This window comes from Sinorhizobium mexicanum, assembly GCF_013488225.1.
In the GTDB taxonomy this organism is placed as follows: domain Bacteria; phylum Pseudomonadota; class Alphaproteobacteria; order Rhizobiales; family Rhizobiaceae; genus Sinorhizobium; species Sinorhizobium mexicanum.
In genome coordinates this window covers 4,051,979-4,067,846 of sequence record NZ_CP041238.1, presented here as the reverse complement: position 1 = coordinate 4,067,846, position 15,868 = coordinate 4,051,979, and the positions used below count along the sequence as shown (strand labels likewise).

General features: G+C 63.7%; 15 protein-coding genes. 7 read left to right on the top strand and 8 right to left on the bottom strand.

The genetic code is table 11. The annotated features are described in order from the left end of the window. The first annotated feature begins 378 nt into the window (after positions 1-378). The 4 genes from FKV68_RS19105 to ppa all read left to right on the top strand — a co-directional run bounded on the left by FKV68_RS19105 (position 379) and on the right by ppa (position 5,490). Positions 379-1,941, top strand: a complete 1,563-nt coding sequence (locus tag FKV68_RS19105) for an alkaline phosphatase D family protein (protein ID WP_180939338.1) — start codon at positions 379-381, stop codon at positions 1,939-1,941. Between the two features lie 122 nt (positions 1,942-2,063). Then, positions 2,064-3,890 carry a translational GTPase TypA gene (gene typA / locus FKV68_RS19100; protein ID WP_180939337.1) on the top strand — a complete coding sequence of 609 codons (1,827 nt, stop codon included), beginning with the start codon at positions 2,064-2,066 and terminating at the stop codon, positions 3,888-3,890. A 348-nt stretch (positions 3,891-4,238) separates the two neighbouring features. Next, the gene (locus tag FKV68_RS19095; protein WP_180939336.1) at positions 4,239-4,745 is read left to right on the top strand and encodes a GNAT family N-acetyltransferase; all 507 of its coding nucleotides are present in this window, start codon (positions 4,239-4,241) and stop codon (positions 4,743-4,745) included. A 211-nt stretch (positions 4,746-4,956) separates the two neighbouring features. Beyond that, the gene (gene ppa, locus FKV68_RS19090; RefSeq protein ID WP_180939335.1) at positions 4,957-5,490 is read left to right on the top strand and encodes an inorganic diphosphatase; all 534 of its coding nucleotides are present in this window, start codon (positions 4,957-4,959) and stop codon (positions 5,488-5,490) included. Positions 5,491-5,560: 70 nt separating this feature from the next. Here the strand turns inward: ppa and FKV68_RS19085 are convergent, their stop codons facing one another. Further along, positions 5,561-5,881: a DUF167 domain-containing protein gene (locus FKV68_RS19085; RefSeq protein ID WP_180939334.1), complete on the bottom strand. Its 321-nt coding sequence runs from the start codon at positions 5,879-5,881 to the stop codon at positions 5,561-5,563. After that, positions 5,882-6,178 carry a YggT family protein gene (locus tag FKV68_RS19080; protein ID WP_153435933.1) on the bottom strand — a complete coding sequence of 99 codons (297 nt, stop codon included), beginning with the start codon at positions 6,176-6,178 and terminating at the stop codon, positions 5,882-5,884. A 240-nt stretch (positions 6,179-6,418) separates the two neighbouring features. Here FKV68_RS19080 and FKV68_RS19075 point away from each other — a divergent pair, with 240 nt between their 5' ends. Next, on the top strand, positions 6,419-7,666 hold the full coding sequence (locus FKV68_RS19075) for an MFS transporter (RefSeq protein ID WP_180939333.1): 1,248 nt from the start codon (positions 6,419-6,421) through the stop codon (positions 7,664-7,666). Between the two features lie 34 nt (positions 7,667-7,700). Here the strand turns inward: FKV68_RS19075 and FKV68_RS19070 are convergent, their stop codons facing one another. The 6 genes from FKV68_RS19070 to hemC form a co-directional block, all read right to left on the bottom strand. After that, entirely contained in the window at positions 7,701-8,450 is a 750-nt protein-coding gene (locus FKV68_RS19070; RefSeq protein ID WP_180939332.1) for a glutamine amidotransferase, read from the bottom strand. Position 8,451: 1 nt separating this feature from the next. Next, positions 8,452-8,934 (bottom strand): tellurite resistance TerB family protein, encoded by a 483-nt coding sequence (locus FKV68_RS19065; RefSeq protein ID WP_180939331.1) that lies wholly within the window; start codon positions 8,932-8,934, stop codon positions 8,452-8,454. Between the two features lie 24 nt (positions 8,935-8,958). Then, entirely contained in the window at positions 8,959-10,575 is a 1,617-nt protein-coding gene (locus tag FKV68_RS19060) for a heme biosynthesis protein HemY (protein WP_180939330.1), read from the bottom strand. A gap of 19 nt (positions 10,576-10,594) precedes the next feature. Next, on the bottom strand, positions 10,595-11,836 hold the full coding sequence (locus tag FKV68_RS19055; protein ID WP_180939329.1) for a COG4223 family protein: 1,242 nt from the start codon (positions 11,834-11,836) through the stop codon (positions 10,595-10,597). A gap of 208 nt (positions 11,837-12,044) precedes the next feature. Next, the gene (locus tag FKV68_RS19050; protein ID WP_180939328.1) at positions 12,045-12,758 is read right to left on the bottom strand and encodes a uroporphyrinogen-III synthase; all 714 of its coding nucleotides are present in this window, start codon (positions 12,756-12,758) and stop codon (positions 12,045-12,047) included. Positions 12,759-12,762: 4 nt separating this feature from the next. Further along, positions 12,763-13,692: a hydroxymethylbilane synthase gene (gene hemC / locus FKV68_RS19045; RefSeq protein ID WP_180939327.1), complete on the bottom strand. Its 930-nt coding sequence runs from the start codon at positions 13,690-13,692 to the stop codon at positions 12,763-12,765. A gap of 75 nt (positions 13,693-13,767) precedes the next feature. On the opposite strand from hemC, the gene tsaD reads away from it, so the two are divergent. Beyond that, positions 13,768-14,862: a tRNA (adenosine(37)-N6)-threonylcarbamoyltransferase complex transferase subunit TsaD gene (gene tsaD / locus FKV68_RS19040; RefSeq protein ID WP_180939326.1), complete on the top strand. Its 1,095-nt coding sequence runs from the start codon at positions 13,768-13,770 to the stop codon at positions 14,860-14,862. A gap of 8 nt (positions 14,863-14,870) precedes the next feature. Beyond that, complete coding sequence (locus FKV68_RS19035; RefSeq protein WP_180939325.1) at positions 14,871-15,860, top strand: NAD(P)H-dependent glycerol-3-phosphate dehydrogenase; 990 nt, start codon at positions 14,871-14,873, stop codon at positions 15,858-15,860. Positions 15,861-15,868 lie beyond the last annotated feature (8 nt).

Here is a 15,868-nt window from a genome sequence, read left to right as displayed (position 1 = left end):
CCGCCTGCCGGCACCTTCTCCCCGCAGGCGGGGAGAAGGGACGAGCGGCGACGCTTAATCTCCCTCAGAAACCTCGTCGGGCGTGGCACATGCTTCTGATGGAGCACGTCTCCTCGCCCCGCGTGCGGGGAGAGGGCTAGTCCTCGGGTTAAACCCGAAGAGAGAGGGCCGCTGTTCGCACCGCGAGACGCTTCCAATGTCGCGAAACAGGAAATCACGAAGAGCGCGCCGTCGCCGCCATTCCTTCACAGAACTGTCGCCAAACCGTTCAAATAGTTTCATCCCGCTGTAAAGCCGCTGACATGCGGCTCGCCAAAGGTCCGATCGCGAAATCGATGATTCGCGAATTTTTTGCGCATGTCGTTCCGGAGGCAAAATTTGGCCGATATTCGAAGCACGCTGACTAGGCGCTCTTTCCTTTTCTCCGCCGGCGCCGCCGGTCTCGTCGCTTCTTCCGGTCTCGCGACACCCTTCTACGCCCGCGGCTATGGGCGGCCGGAATTCGTGCACGGCGTGCAGTCTGGCGACGTCGATACGGAATCGGGAATGATCTGGACGCGGGTGGATCGGCCGGCGCGGGTGGCGGTCGAATACTCGACCACCGAAAGCTTCTCGAACGCCCTACGGCTTCCCGACATCGATGCGATGCCGCAGACCGACTGCACGATCAAGAGCCGGCTCGACGGCCTGCTGCCGGACCAGGATATCTTCTATCGCTTCACCGCAACCGATCTTTATGACGGCAATCGTGTCTCGGAGCCGATCGTCGGACGTTTCCGCACGGCACCCCTGCGCCGTCGCTCGGTGCGCTTCGTCTGGTCCGGTGATACTGCCGGCCAGGGCTGGGGCATCGACGATGTCGGCATGAAGACCTATTCGACCATCCAGCTTCACGAGCCGGATTTCTTTATCCATTCAGGCGACACGATCTATGCCGACAATCCCATTCCGGACGAGATCAAGCTCCGGGACGGCGGCATGTGGAAGAACCGGATCGTGACGCCCGAGAAGCGCGACGTCGCCCGCACGCTGGAGGAATATCGCGGCCAGTGGAAATACAATCTGCTCGATGAGCACGTGCGCGGCCTGAATGCCGTCTGCCCCACCTTCTATCAATGGGACGACCACGAGGTTTTGAACAACTGGTCGGCTTCAACCGATCTCAGGGACGATCCGCGCTATCCGGAAAAGGACGTGGCGGTGTATGCGTCGCGTGCCGCTCGTGCGTTCCACGAGATGACGCCGATCCGCACCTTGCCGACCCAGCCCGGACGCATCTTCCGCAAGGTCGCTTACGGCCCATTGCTCGACGTTTTTTTCGTCGATCTGCGTTCCTATCGCGGCCCCAATCAGGGGGAGGGGGAGTCCGGTCTCTTCGGCTGGCGGCAGGCGGATTGGCTGAAGCGTGAGCTGGCCGCCTCGCGCGCCACCTGGAAGGTGATCGCCTGCGACATGCCGATCGGCCTCGTCGTCTGGGATGATTATTCGGCACGGCGCGGGTCGGACGCGATCGCCAACGGCGACAATGGCGCGCCGATGGGAAGGGAGACGGAATTCGCGGACCTGCTGCGGTTCATTCGCGACAACGCGATCAACAACATCGTTTGGCTGACGGCGGACGTGCACTATACCGCCGCGCACCACTACGACCCGTCGCGCGCCGCCTTCAAGGAATTCCTGCCCTTCTGGGAGTTCGTTTCCGGTCCCTTGCATTCCGGCACCTATGGTCCGAAGGAACTCGATATGACCTTCGGCCCGGAGGTCCGCTTCATCAAGGCGTCCGGAGGCGGCATCGACAGCAACCTGCCGCCGTCGGCCGGTCTGCAATTCTTCGGCATCGTCGACATCAGCGGCCAGACGCGCCAGATGACCGTGCGGCTGATGGATCGGGAGGATAAGGAACTCTGGCGCGTGACGCTCGATCCGGGGGCCGTCGCGTGAGGCTGCAGAGCTGGTCTGCGCGCAGGCCCCCTTTCGCTTATGCAAAAAAACTTGTATGAGCGCGGCAACTGAAAAGCGGTACCCGCCCTGTCGCGCGTGCCCAGAACTTTCCGAGAGAAAAAATGAGCATTCGTAACATCGCGATCATCGCGCACGTCGACCATGGAAAAACGACGCTTGTCGACGAGCTCTTGAAGCAGTCCGGCGCCTTCCGCGACAACCAGCGCGTCGCCGAGCGCGTCATGGATTCCAACGACTTGGAGAAGGAGCGCGGCATCACCATTCTCGCCAAGGCGACCTCGGTCGTCTGGAAGGGCGTGCGCATCAACATCGTCGACACCCCCGGCCACGCCGACTTCGGCGGCGAGGTTGAGCGCATCCTCAACATGGTGGATGGCGCCATCGTGCTCGTCGACGCTTCCGAAGGCCCGATGCCGCAGACGAAGTTCGTCGTCGGCAAGGCGCTGAAGGTCGGCCTGAAGCCGATTGTCGCGATCAACAAGATCGACCGTCCGGATGGCCGCCACGAGGAAGTCATCAATGAGGTCTTTGACCTCTTCGCCAATCTCGACGCCACCGACGAACAGCTCGACTTCCCGATCCTTTACGGTTCAGGCCGCGACGGCTGGATGAATGTCAATCCGGAAGGCCCGAAGGACCAGGGCATGGGGCCGCTCTTCGATCTCGTGTTGAAGCACGTGCCGGAGCCGACGGTCGCCGAAGGCCCGTTCCGGATGATCGGCACCATCCTCGAAGCCAACCCGTTCCTCGGCCGCATCATCACCGGCCGCATCCATTCCGGCTCGGTGAAGCCGAACCAGGCGGTCAAGGTCCTGGCGCAGGACGGCACCGTGCTCGAATCCGGGCGGATCTCGAAGATCCTCGCGTTCCGCGGGATCGAGCGCCAGCCGATCGAGGAAGGGCAGGCTGGCGACATCGTCGCGATCGCGGGCCTTACCAAGGGCACCGTCGCCGACACCTTCTGTGATCCCTCGATCACCGAGCCGCTCAAGGCGCAGCCGATCGATCCGCCGACCGTGACCATGTCCTTCATCGTCAACGACTCGCCGCTTGCCGGCACCGAGGGCGACAAGGTGACCTCGCGCGTCATCCGCGACCGCCTGTTCAAGGAAGCCGAAGGCAATGTGGCGCTCAAGATCGAGGAATCGTCCGAGAAGGACTCCTTCTTCGTTTCCGGCCGCGGCGAATTGCAGCTTGCAGTGCTCATCGAGACGATGCGCCGCGAAGGGTTCGAGCTTGCCGTATCCCGCCCGCGCGTCGTCATGCACAAGGATGAAAGCGGCCAGCTTCTCGAGCCGATCGAGGAGGTGGTCATCGACGTCGACGAGGAGCATTCCGGCGTCGTCGTTCAAAAGATGTCGGAGCGCAAGGCCGAGATGGTCGAACTCCGGCCGTCGGGCGGCAACCGCGTCCGCCTCGTCTTCTTCGCCCCGACCCGCGGCCTTATCGGCTACCAGTCGGAACTTCTGACCGATACGCGTGGCACGGCGATCATGAACCGCCTGTTCCACGACTATCAGCCCTACAAGGGCGAGATTGGCGGCCGCATCAACGGCGTGCTGCTCTCCAATGAGGCGGGCGAAGCGGTGGCCTATGCGCTCTTCAACCTCGAAGACCGCGGCCCGATGGTGATCGAGCCGGGCGAGAAGGTCTATGAGGGCATGATCATCGGCATCCACACCCGCGACAACGACCTCGAGGTCAACGTCCTTAAGGGCAAGAAGCTCACCAACATGCGCGCCGCCGGCAAGGACGAGGCCGTCCGCCTGACGCCGCCGATCAAGATGACCCTCGAACGGGCCCTTTCCTGGATCCAGGACGACGAACTGGTGGAAGTGACGCCGAAGTCGATCCGGCTGAGAAAGCTCCACCTCGACCCGCATGAGCGCAAGCGCTTCGAGAAGGCGCGCACCGCCGGCGCGGCGTAAGCCACGGGGCGAGACGGCCCCTCATCCGGCCCGCCGCCATCTTCCCCGTTTTGACGGGGAGAAGGGAACTCGCGATGCGGCCCCAGTCCCCTCGCCCGCTTGCGGGGAGAGGGCCAGGGTGAGGGCACGAGCCAGTTGTTCTGACACCTCAATCGCAAAATCGAAAACATTCACAACCCCGGGGCGATCCGGGGTTTTTGCTGTGCGTGCCGATCGCGGGCGGCTTGCGGATAAAGTTAAAAAGGCGTTAACCTTCATTCGGATGCCGTTAAAGTTGCCTGTGGGTTAACTCCGCCCGGCAGCCCGGCGGGATTCCGGTTCGCCGTGTCGTGTGCTTAGAGTCAGGTCATGAAGACTGTTTCGATCGAGGTCAGGCCCGGGGAGCCACATGAGGCGGCGGCGATCGCCGAGGTGCATCGCATTTCCTGGTTGCAAGCCTATGGCGGCATCATTCCGCATCGTCCCCTCGTCCAGATGGTCAACCGCCGCGACGAAACCTGGTGGCGCAAGGCCACGCGCGGGCCGGCGACATTGCTCGTCGTCGATGTCGCCGGCACGATCGCCGGCTATGCCACGCTCGGCCTGAGCCGCGCGCGAGCGCTGCCGCAGGAAGGTGAGATCTACGAAATCTACCTGCGGCCCGAGTATCAGGGCATCGGCCTCGGACGCATTCTCTTCCGCGAGGCAAAAAGCCTCTTGAGGTCACTTGGCTGCCGTGGCCTCGTCGTCTGGTGCCTCGAAGACAGCGAACACGCCTACAGCTTCTTCCAGACTGCCGGTGGCAGCGACATTGCCGAGGGCATGGAAGATTTCGGCGACAGATACCTGAAGAAAGTCGGCTTCGTCTGGAACTGACGGGTCTCGTCCTTCACTGAAAAGCCTTCCGCATGCCTTTTTTTGGCCCTGCCGCCCGCCTACAGCGCAACGCGTCTAGTCAGACGCGCAAAGGACGCTGTGGCACTTTTGCGTGGCTGCCATTCCCCTATCCGGACGAAAGTTATGTTGCATTGCGGCATGTTTCCCTTTATCCGACGGGGCGAATTTCAACCGACCCCTGGAGGTACTCATGCGGATCGACGCGATTTCCATCGGAAAGAATCCACCGGAAGATGTCAATGTTATCGTGGAAGTTCCGGTCGGCGGGCATCCGATCAAGTACGAAATGGACAAGGAAGCCGGCACGCTGGTGGTCGACCGCTTCCTCTATACGCCGATGACCTATCCGGGCAATTACGGCTTCGTTCCGCACACGCTGTCCGACGACGGCGATCCGATCGACGTGTTGATCTGCAACACCCGCCCGCTGGTGCCGGGCTGCGTCATCAATGTCCGTCCGATCGGGGTGATGATGATGGAAGACAATTCCGGTCAGGACGAGAAGATCATCGCCGTGCCTTCGACGCACCTCACCATGCGCTATGACAAGGTCCACGACTATACCGACCTGCCGGAAATCACGCTCAAGCAGATCGAGCACTTCTTCGAGCACTACAAGGATCTGGAGCCCGGCAAGTGGGTAAAGATCTTCGGCTGGAAGGACGCGACCGTTGCCAAGCAGTTGATCAAGGAAGCGGTCGAGCGCGCCAAGGCAAAGAAGTAGCTAAAGCGCTTCGCGTTCAGCTACTTGTGCATGTCGCCCAAAACCGCTGCACACTTTTGGGCGACATGCATCATTTCACGCCGCCGACGATTTCGGCGAGCCGCTTGATGATATCCTCCGGATCGGCCTCGATCCGGAGGATTTTTTTGCGCTGCGTGTCGCCGGAAACGAGCGCGATCCTGTTCTTTGCGATGCCGAACTGTTTTGCCAGCAGCGCGATCAGCGCCTGGTTCGCCTTGCCCTTTTCCGGCACGGCGCGAACGCGAACCTTGAGATATTCCTCTCCGTCGGCAGCACTTTCGAAGCCGTCGATCGTATCGCGGCCGCCATTCGGCGTCAGCCGAACGGTCAAGCGGACATGATCGTCAAGGCTGGTCAGCGCCGCGTGCACTTATATGCCGATCACCGCCGAGGCGACCGTCGTGTTGAGGAAGTACCAGATGAAATAGAGGATCACGAGGACGACCAGCGGCGAGAGATCGACGCCGCCCATGTCCGGCAGGACGCGGCGGATGGGCCGATAGAGCGGCTCCGTCAGCTGATAGAGCGAACGGCCGATCATGTTGATCGCGTGGTTGTTCACGTTGATCACGTTGAAGGCGTAGAGCCAGGAAAAGATGGCCGACGCTATGATCAGGAACCAGGCAATGTTGATAATGAAGTTCAAGGTTGCGATGACAGCAATCATGCCAGTCTCCAATTCGTTGTTGACAGACATGTAGACATTGGAAACTAAACGGGCAAGTACGACGCTTCGTCGTGCGCGATCATGTTTAATGGCCTTGCGCCAGTCCTTTGCCGCCTCTACAGCGACCTATGCGCGTCTAATCAGACGCGCATAGGTCGCTGTAGAGCTTTAAGTTTCTGAATGATTTTGTCCTTAAATCGATTCCGATTTAAGGAGTCATGCAGTAGGAGCTTCCCCCAAATGTCCGTCGTTCACGCCGCGCATCGTTTCGCCGCCTTCAGGCATGTCGGCTATCGGCGCTATTTCTTCTCCCGCTTCCTCGCCTATTTCGCCATTCAGATCATGTCGGTCGCCGTCGGCTGGCAGATCTATGACCTGACGCGCGATCCGTTCGATCTCGGCCTCATCGGCCTTTTCCAGTTCCTGCCATCGCTGGTCCTGATTCTGGTGACGGGGACCGTCGCCGATCGCTACAACCGCCGCGTCATCATGGGTATCTGCATGACGGTGAGCACGCTTTGTGCGTCTGCGCTGCTCCTGTTGACCGTGAAGGGGCTGTTTTCGCCCTGGCCGGTCTATGCGATCCTCGTCGTCTTCGGGATCGAGCGGGCGTTTCTTGGGCCGGCGGCGCAGTCGCTCGCTCCCAATCTGGTGCCAGTCGAGCACGTGCCCAATGCGATCGCCTGGAATTCGACCTCCTGGCAGACGGCGACGATCGTCGGGCCGGTCGCCGGCGGCCTCCTCTATGGTTTCGGTCCTGTTGTGCCCTACGCGGTCAGTCTCTCCTTCTTTGCGGCGGCTGCCCTGATGGTCTTTGCCGTGCCCAAGCCCACAGTGCGCACGCCCGCCTCCGGACAAAGCTGGCAGACGATCACGGCGGGCTTCCGCTATATCAGGGCGGAGAAGGTCGTGCTGGGGGCGATCTCGCTCGATCTCTTTGCCGTGCTGCTCGGCGGCGCGGTGGCGCTGATGCCGGTCTTTGCCCGCGATGTCCTGGCGCTCGGCCCCTGGGGGCTCGGCCTTCTGCGGGCTGCACCGGGCGTCGGTGCCGTCGGCATGGCCGTCTGGCTTGCCGCCCACCCGATCCGCAACCGCGCAGGTTTCTACATGTTTATGGGCGTTGCGCTTTTCGGCGTCGCGACCATCGTCTTCGGCCTGTCGGCGACAGCCTGGATCTCGATCGCAGCGCTTGTCGTCATGGGTGCGGCGGACATGATCTCGGTCTACGTTCGCGAAATCCTGATCACGCTCTGGACTCCGGACGAACTGCGCGGCCGCGTCAACGCGGTCAACATGGTGTTCGTCGGCGCGTCGAACGAGCTTGGCGAATTCCGCGCCGGCATGATGGCCTCGGGTTTCGGTGCTGTCTTCGCAGTCGCCTTCGGCGGCGTCGGCACGCTGCTCGTGGCGCTTCTCTGGGCGGCCGGATTCCCGCAATTGCGCAAGATCGATACGCTCGACGTTCCGGAAGAGCATCCAGTAGTCTGATGATATCGCGGGGAGGACGGCAGAGCCGTTTTCGTTACCCTCGGTCTTGCCCCCCGGGTGCGCCGGCTGCCTCCCCGCCGCGCAAAAAAATCAGTTCGAGGAAATTCTCCATCCAGGTCCGCAAATGATGATCGTGAATCATGCGCCCCTCGAGATGCGCCTTGCCGATCTGGGCGCCAGGCAGCACGAAGCGGTGCGCACCGTGGACCACCCAGCGATGCATCATCGCGCGCGTCAGTTCGCCATGAAACTGAATGCCCCAGGCGTTCTCACCGTAGCGGAAGGCCTGGTTCGGATAGGTCTCGCCGGTCGCCAGCAGCTCGGCGCCGACGGGCAGGTCGAACCCCTCCCGGTGAAAGTGATAGACCATGGCCGGCCAGTCGATCAGCGCCTTGCCGGCTTCGGTGGCCTTTAGCGGATACCAGCCGATTTCCGTCATGCCCTCGTGATGCGGCGCGACCTTGCCGCCCAGGTTGCGGGCCAGCATCTGCGCGCCAAGGCAGATGCCGAGATAGGGCTTGTTCTCGAGCAGCGGGACCGACAGCCAGTCGATCTCGCGGCGGACGAACTCTTCCTCGTCGTTGGCGCTCATCGGGCCGCCGAAGACGATGGTTCCGGAGTGGCCCTCCAGCGTTGGCGGCAGCTCGTCGCCGAGCGCGGGGCGGCGGATGTCGAGCGCGAAGCCCTTGCGCTGGAGAATCTGTCCCACACGGCCGGCGCTCGATCGCTCCTGATGCAGGATTATGAGGATTGGTCTTTTGACGTCGTCGGCCCCTGCAGGCATTTCAGTCTTCCTGCTGCGTGTCGTTCTTCTCCTTCGCGTCGATCCTGGCGGCAACTTCCTGCCGCTTCAAGATGCGGTCGCGCCCGGATACGCCCAGGAGGTCGGCGATCCGCCAGATCACGTGATCTTCGATTTCGTTGCGGATGCCATCGGCATAGACGATCTCCCACAGCATGCCGATGAGCTCGATCCGCTGCTCCTCGGAGAGCTCGCGCTTGATCTCGGTAGTGAACTTGTAGAAGTCGATCGCCTCGCTTTCGGCGGTCTCGCCGGCCTCGACGAGCTTGTTGAGGCGCGCATCGTCGAGTTTATAGTGGTCTTTGATGATCTCGCGCATCTTGCGGCGCTCGGCAGCCAGAATGGTTCCGTCGGCCTCCATGACCTGGAGGCACAGTGCGATCACGGCGACGCGCGGATCGCCCTTTTTTATAGGCGCCGCGGAGCCTGCCAAGCTTTCGAGAAACGCTTGAAACCGTTCTAACATGTCTTCGCCCACAGTCTTCGAAGTTCAAAACAGCCGGAAGCCTGCCTTGTCCGACGCCTTTTCGCCGGCCGTCGCCTCGCGAACGCCGGGATCGTCTGGCGGCCGGCCGAAAAAGGGAGCCGGCTCTTCCTCGGCGGTCTCTTCCTTTTTCTTGGCAGGAGAGGGAGCCGCTTCCTTCCTCTCCGGAACCTTGATTACTGTCTCACGCTCGGCTTCCAGGACCGCTGGCGTTGCTGGCGGCGGGGCTGGCTTCGGCGTCGCGTGCTCTGCCACGTGCTCGGCGGTCGCGACGGGCGGGAGGCTGCGGATCGCCTCGTCGGCGCTCGGATGGCCATTTGCGAGCTTGTCGGAAAGCTGCAAGGCCGGGGCCTTCCATTCGAAGGCGTCGAGCCTTCCGCTGACCGGCGACACCGGCAGCCACGACGGCGAAGTGACACCGTCGGCGGTCCAGGCCGGATCGCGCGGACTGCGCAGCGCCTGCGCCATCCAATGGCGGATACGGCCCTCGTCGCCGGTGTCCGCTTCCTCGATATCGGCGAGCAGCAGGAAGACGCTTTCCGTCGGCTCGAGTCGTGCGGCGGTCTCCGCCTTGGTACGGGCAAGCGGCAGCTCGCGTGCCTCGAGTGCGGCCTCCGCGACCGCTGACAAGGAGACGGCATTGTTGCTGCGGAGCGATTCGAGCTTCTTCGCACGCTTCAAACGGTCGAGGGCGGAATCGCCTCCGCGCGCTCTGACGTAGAGCCTTGCCACGTCCGGATGCGGTTGCTGCTTCCACATCCTTTCGAGAATCCCCGCGCCCTTGCGCAGATTGTCTTCGCGGAACAGCGCCTTGGCCGTTACCAGCGCCGCCGGCACCAGGCTGTCGTCGAGTTTCAGCGCGGCAAGGCCGTCGTCACGCGCCGCTTTCGGGTCAGCGTCGAGCTTCGCCATCGCGCGGGCAGTGAGAAGCACGGCCTTCTTCCGGTCCGCCTCCTTGCGGTCGAGGACATTGGCGGTGCGGCTCTGGTCGAGAAGGCGGATCGCCTCGTCCCATTGTCCTGCCTGGCTGCGGTGATCGAGCGTCGCCAGCGTTGCCCATGGCAGGTGCGGCGCCTTCTCCGCGGCACGCTCAGCATATTGCCGGGCAGCCTCTTTGGCACCGAGCCGCTTGGCTTCGAGGAACAGGCCGCGCAGGCCGAGTTCCCGCGTTTCGGGATCGTCGGCCATCAGCTCGAATTTCTTGCGCGCGTCGTCGTATTTACCTTCGATCAGCGCGGTCTGTGCCTCAAGCAGGTGGATGAGCGGCTCCTGGTCGGCACTGATCAGGCCGCGGCTTCGCGCCGACATCTTGCGGGCAAGATTGGCATCGCCGGCGCCGGCGGCGATCAGCCCCGTCGAAAGCGCCTGGTAGCCGCGATCACGCTTACGGGCGCGGAAATAGCGCGTAACGGTATGGGGCGACAGCCAGATTGTCCGGATCAACCAGACGACGATCAGGACGGCGGCAAAGAGCGAGATGAGGATGGACGCGGCGCGCATCAGCGTCATTTCGATGCGCTGTCCCTGCCAGATCAGCGACAGTTCCCCCGGCCGATCGGCCAGCCACGCAAAGCCGAGGCCGAGACACAGCACGAAAAGGATGAAGAACAATATACGGATCATCTACTCCTCTTCCCTCCTTTTAGCCGGCGGTGCCGGTACGCGTCATGGTCCGCGCCACGGCGGCATCGATAGCGGTCTCGACGCGCAGGCGCCGATCGAGTTTCGCCTTGAAGTCCTCCCCGGCCGACTTCGCCGTTTCTGGAAGGCCGCCCCACTCCAGGGATGCGCCCTTGAGGTCGCCATTGTTGAGCTTATCCTCGATGCGCGCGATCACGGCTTCCGGCGTGTCGCCCTCGACGCTGCCGACCGGCCGGACGCGGATGCCGGACATGGCGCTCGAGACAAGGCGAGCGAAAATGCCCTCGTTCGGATCGGGCTGGTTGAGCCGATCGAGCATCGCGTCCGCCGTTTGCGGGAAAGCAGCGCGAAGGTCGGTCCGCGTCGCCACACCGGTCGCGGCGTCTTGAGCCAGATCCCTCACCGTTGCGTCTTCAGGCGCAATGCTGCGTAGCGCGTCAAGCTCGGCCAGGAAAGGCCCGCCGCGATCGATCGCTGTCTTCAGCGCGGTGATGGCGACGGCCTTCGCCATCTCTATGTCGTTGACCGGCTCGTTGAGCTTCTGTTCCGCCTGGTCGATGCGCCCTGCAAGCTCTGCCTTGGCGGAAGCTGCCGACTGTTCGGCATCGGCGAGACTGGCTTTCAGCCCGGCGATTTCTTTGGTCAGGTTTGCGACATCCGCCTCGAGCGCGGTGATCTGCGGCGCGCCCGCCCCGCCCGGCTGCTTGGCGGCCTCTTCCAGCGCCGCGAGACGGTTCTCCAGCGGGGCGATATTCGCGGGCGCCGATTGCGATGCGATCTGCGCCTTGATTGCCTCGATTTCGCTCGCGAGGCCCTGGTCGAGGGCGGCGTTGCCGCGATCGGGACCGAGCGCCGGAATATAACCGGCATATTGCAGCACGCCGGCGCCGAGGAGCGTCACGAGACCGCCGAGAATGCCGGCCGCCAGCGCGCCCGCGCTCGTCGCCTGTCGCGGCTGTGCCGGCTGCGCCATCGACTCGTTGCTCAGGTGTGGCGGCTCTTCGTCGAAGGCGGCCGCTGCGGCATCGGCGCGCTCGTCCTCCGTCTGTTCCTTCGCGTCGGCGGTGTCGGCCGCGTTTTCGCTTTCTGCCTGGTCCGCCGAAAACTCGGCGGGCTTGTCGGTAACCGGTTCCCGGTCTGCGACAGATTCGGCTTCGTCAGCCGCCGTCTTTTCCGCCTGGAGGTCGATCGTCAGCGGCTCCTTCTCGGATTTCGAGCGGCGCGGCGGGTTTTCCGATACCATGGTGACCTCTTACCGTTGCATTGCCAGTCGGCCTATCATGACAAACCTAGTCAGGCGAACTCCTGAGGGAAAGCCCCCAACTCCGTTTTTGGCGGAAATGCCGCTAGATGACCCGATCGAAGGGCGGCACGTTCGCGGAAAACCGGTGCCGGCTTTGCTGTTCACGCCCTGAACCTGATTGCGCGCAGATAGCACTTCGCGCGCGGGCTCAAAGCCGCCTCAGAAGATGCTCCTCGTCGGGTAATGCCGCGATTTCTGTCGCTGCGTCCGGCGGCAAAACCTCCGCGATCGATGCACTCAGGCAGAGATAGCGCCGGGATAACGCCGCGGCGCTGAGACGGCTCCGCGACAGCAGGGTGGTAAACTGCCGCGCGCTTTCACGGGAATAGAGCAGTACGGCGTCAACCTGCCCCGCGCGCAGAAGACCGGAGAGCTCGTCCGAACGATGGTCGACTGGCGTCATCCGGTAGCATTCGACGGTACGGTGATCGATGCCGCGCTGCCGTAGCGCCCGTTCGAGGCCATCGGAGCGAGGCGAACCGGCAAGATAGAGCAATGGTTCGGGCGGCCCCAAGGGGAACGCGGCCGCGATCGGTTCGGCGAGACCTTCGCCCGTCCCCGGTCCGACATGAATGTCCGTGAAACCGAGGTCCGCAGCGGCGCGGCCGGTCGCCTCGCCGACGCAGAAGAGCGGTGTTGCAAGGTGCGGTTTGAGCGCGTGATCCAGCGCCTCCAGCACGCGGGTTGCTTCCGCGCTTGTCAGCGCGATGGCGCCATGGCTTTGCTTCAATGCGGTCCCGACAGCGGCCACGAGATGCTCCGCTTGCATCAGCGGCAACAGGATCGCTTCGTGGCCCATCGCCTCGAGCTTCAGCGCCGTCGCGGCAGCGGCCGGGCGCGGCCGAGTGACGAGCACGCGCATCGGCTCACATCCAGCTCGAAAAGAATCCCGGCCCCGCCTTGGCGCGGATGTCCTCTCCCGCCTTCCGTCCGAGTTCGGTCGCCTCCGCCGCCTTGCCCTCTATGGCGATACGATGACAGGTTGCGCCATCCGGCGTCAGGATCATGCCCGCGAAGCGGATATGCGTGCCGTCCGATTGGGCGTGGCCGGCGATCGGCGTGCGGCAGGAACCGTCGAGCGTCGCTAGAAAACCGCGTTCGCAGGCGACGGCCTCGTGGGTGCGCGGGTCGTCGATGGCGGCAAGCAGTGTGTTGACCCGCGTGTCGCCGATGCGGCTTTCGATACAGATCGCCCCTTGCGCCGGCGCCGGCGGGAACTCCTCCGGATCGAGCAGTTCCGTCGGCACGTCGGTCATGCCGAGCCGCTTCAAGCCGGCATAGGCGAGCAGCGTGCCGTCGACCTGGCCTTCGGCGAGCTTGCGCAGCCGCGTTTCGACCTGGCCGCGATAGGTGATCACGTTGATGTCGGGCCGCAGGCGGCGAATGAGCGCCTGACGACGCAGCGACGACGAACCGACCGTAGCGCCGCGCGGCAGGTCCAGGAGTTTCTGTGCCGTCCGCCCGACAAAGGCGTCGCGAATGTCCTCGCGCGGCAGGAAGGCGGAGAGAAATAGCCCGTCGGGGAGCTTCGTCGGCATGTCTTTCGACGAATGCACGGCGAAATCGAGCTCGCCCGACAAAAGCTGCTGTTCGAGTTCCTCGGTGAACAGGCCCTTGCCACCGATTTCTGAAAGCGATCGGTCGGTGATCCGGTCTCCCTTGGTGGACAGGATCACGATCTCGAACATTTCCGGCGGCAGACCATGAGCGGCGGCCAGCCGGTCGCGCGTTTCATGCGTCTGGGCGAGCGCCAGCGGGCTGCCGCGCGTGCCGATACGGAAAGGTTTCGTTTGCATCCTTGGTCATCCATTGTTACCGGAGATCGGTGTACCCACCTTTCCGTTCGACCGCAATCTTTGAGTAGACCACCTATGTCCGCGCCCCTGCGTATCCTCGGCATCGAAACAAGCTGCGACGAAACCGCGGCGTCGGTCGTGCTGCGGGAAAAGGACGGCAGCGGCCGGATCCTCGGCGATGTCGTGCTCAGCCAACTGGAAGAGCATAGCGCCTATGGCGGCGTCGTTCCCGAGATTGCCGCACGCGCCCATGTCGAGGCGCTCGATACGCTGATCGAAGAGGCGCTGCTGCGCGCCGGCGTCAAACTCCAGGACATCGACGCGATTGCTGCGACAAGTGGTCCCGGCCTGATCGGCGGGCTGATCGTCGGCCTGATGACCGGCAAGGCGATCGCGCGGGCGACCGGCAAACCGCTTTATGCCGTCAACCACCTCGAGGGCCACGCGCTGACGGCGCGGCTGACCGATGGCCTGACGTTCCCCTATCTGATGCTGCTGGTCTCGGGCGGCCACACGCAATTGATCCTGGTGAAGGGCGTCGGCGACTACGAACGCTGGGGCACGACGATCGACGACGCGCTCGGCGAGGCCTTCGACAAGACCGCCAAGCTGCTCGGCCTCCCCTATCCGGGCGGCCCCGCGGTCGAGCGCGCGGCCCGAACGGGCGATCCCAAGCGCTTCGACTTTCCGCGCCCGCTCGTCGGCGACGCGCGGCTCGACTTTTCCTTCTCCGGCCTGAAGACGGCGGTTCGCCAGGCGGCGCAATCGCTGGAGCCCGTGACAGAGCAGGACATCGCCGACATCTGCGCCTCGTTCCAGCGCGCCATCTCACGCACGCTCAAGGACCGTGTCGGGCGCGGGCTGAAGCGGTTCAAGGGCGAGTTCGCCACCGTCGAGCAACCCGCTTTGGTGGTAGCCGGTGGAGTTGCCGCCAATCAGGAACTGCGGGCGACGCTTCAGGAACTTTGCGACCAGAACGGCTTCCGCTTCGTGGCGCCGCCGCTTCAGCTTTGCACCGACAATGCGGCGATGATCGCCTGGGCCGGCGCCGAGCGGCTGGCGGCGGGGCTGGCGGCGGATGGTCTCGACGTTGCGCCGCGCTCGCGTTGGCCGCTCGACAACCAAGCGCAGGCATTGATCGGTTCCGGCAAGCGCGGCGCCAAGGCATGATGGATAAAATGAGCGAAAAACCGAAGATCGTCGTGGTTGGAGCAGGAGCCTTCGGGACCGCACTCGCTGCCGTCGCGGCAGCCACCGGCAATGCCCAGGTGACATTGCTTGCGCGCCGACAGGAGATGGTCGAGGAGTGCTACCGCACGCGCCGGAACGACGCATTTCTGCCCGGCATACCGCTTCCGGCGGAACTTGCCTTTTCCTCCGATACCGCGGCGCTCATGGACGCCGACATCGTCCTTTTCGCCATGCCCTCGCAGGAGCATCGCGCCGCCGCTCGCAGCTACGGAGCCCGGATCGGCACCGATGCGACAGTCGTCACCTGCGCCAAGGGCATGGAGCAATCGACCGGCCGGCTCCTGACCGATGTGCTCGACGAGGAGTTGCCGGGCCACAAGATCGGTGTGCTGTCCGGTCCGGGTTTTGCCGCCGATATCGCCAAGGGCCTGCCGACGGCGATGGTCGTTGCGGCGCGCGACAGCGAGACCGCGACGGAACTCGCTGAAACGCTTTCCGGCCGCACGTTCCGGCTTTACCCCTCGGCGGACCGTATCGGCGTACAACTCGGCGGAGCACTCAAGAACGTGTTGGCGATCGCCTGCGGCATCGTCGAAGGCGCGGGTCTTGGCGATTCGGCCCGCGCTGCGCTGATCTCCCGCGGTCTTGCGGAAATGTCGCGTTTCGTCGTTGCCCAAGGCGGCGAACCCGATACGGTGCGCGGGCTCTCCGGGCTCGGCGACCTTGTCCTTACGGCGACGAGCCATCAGTCGCGCAACCTGCGCTTCGGTATTGCGCTCGGCAGGGACGGGCCAGCGAGCGGACAAGGCGGCGAACTGGTCGAAGGCGCCTTTGCCGCGTCGGTCGCCGCCCGCGTTGCGCACGACTTGGGCGTCGACATGCCGATTACCGAGGCGGTCGCTGCCATCATCGATGGAAGGCTCGATGTCCGCACCGCCCTGGAGCAGTTGATGTCGCGTCCAATCACCCAGGAATGATTCGGCAG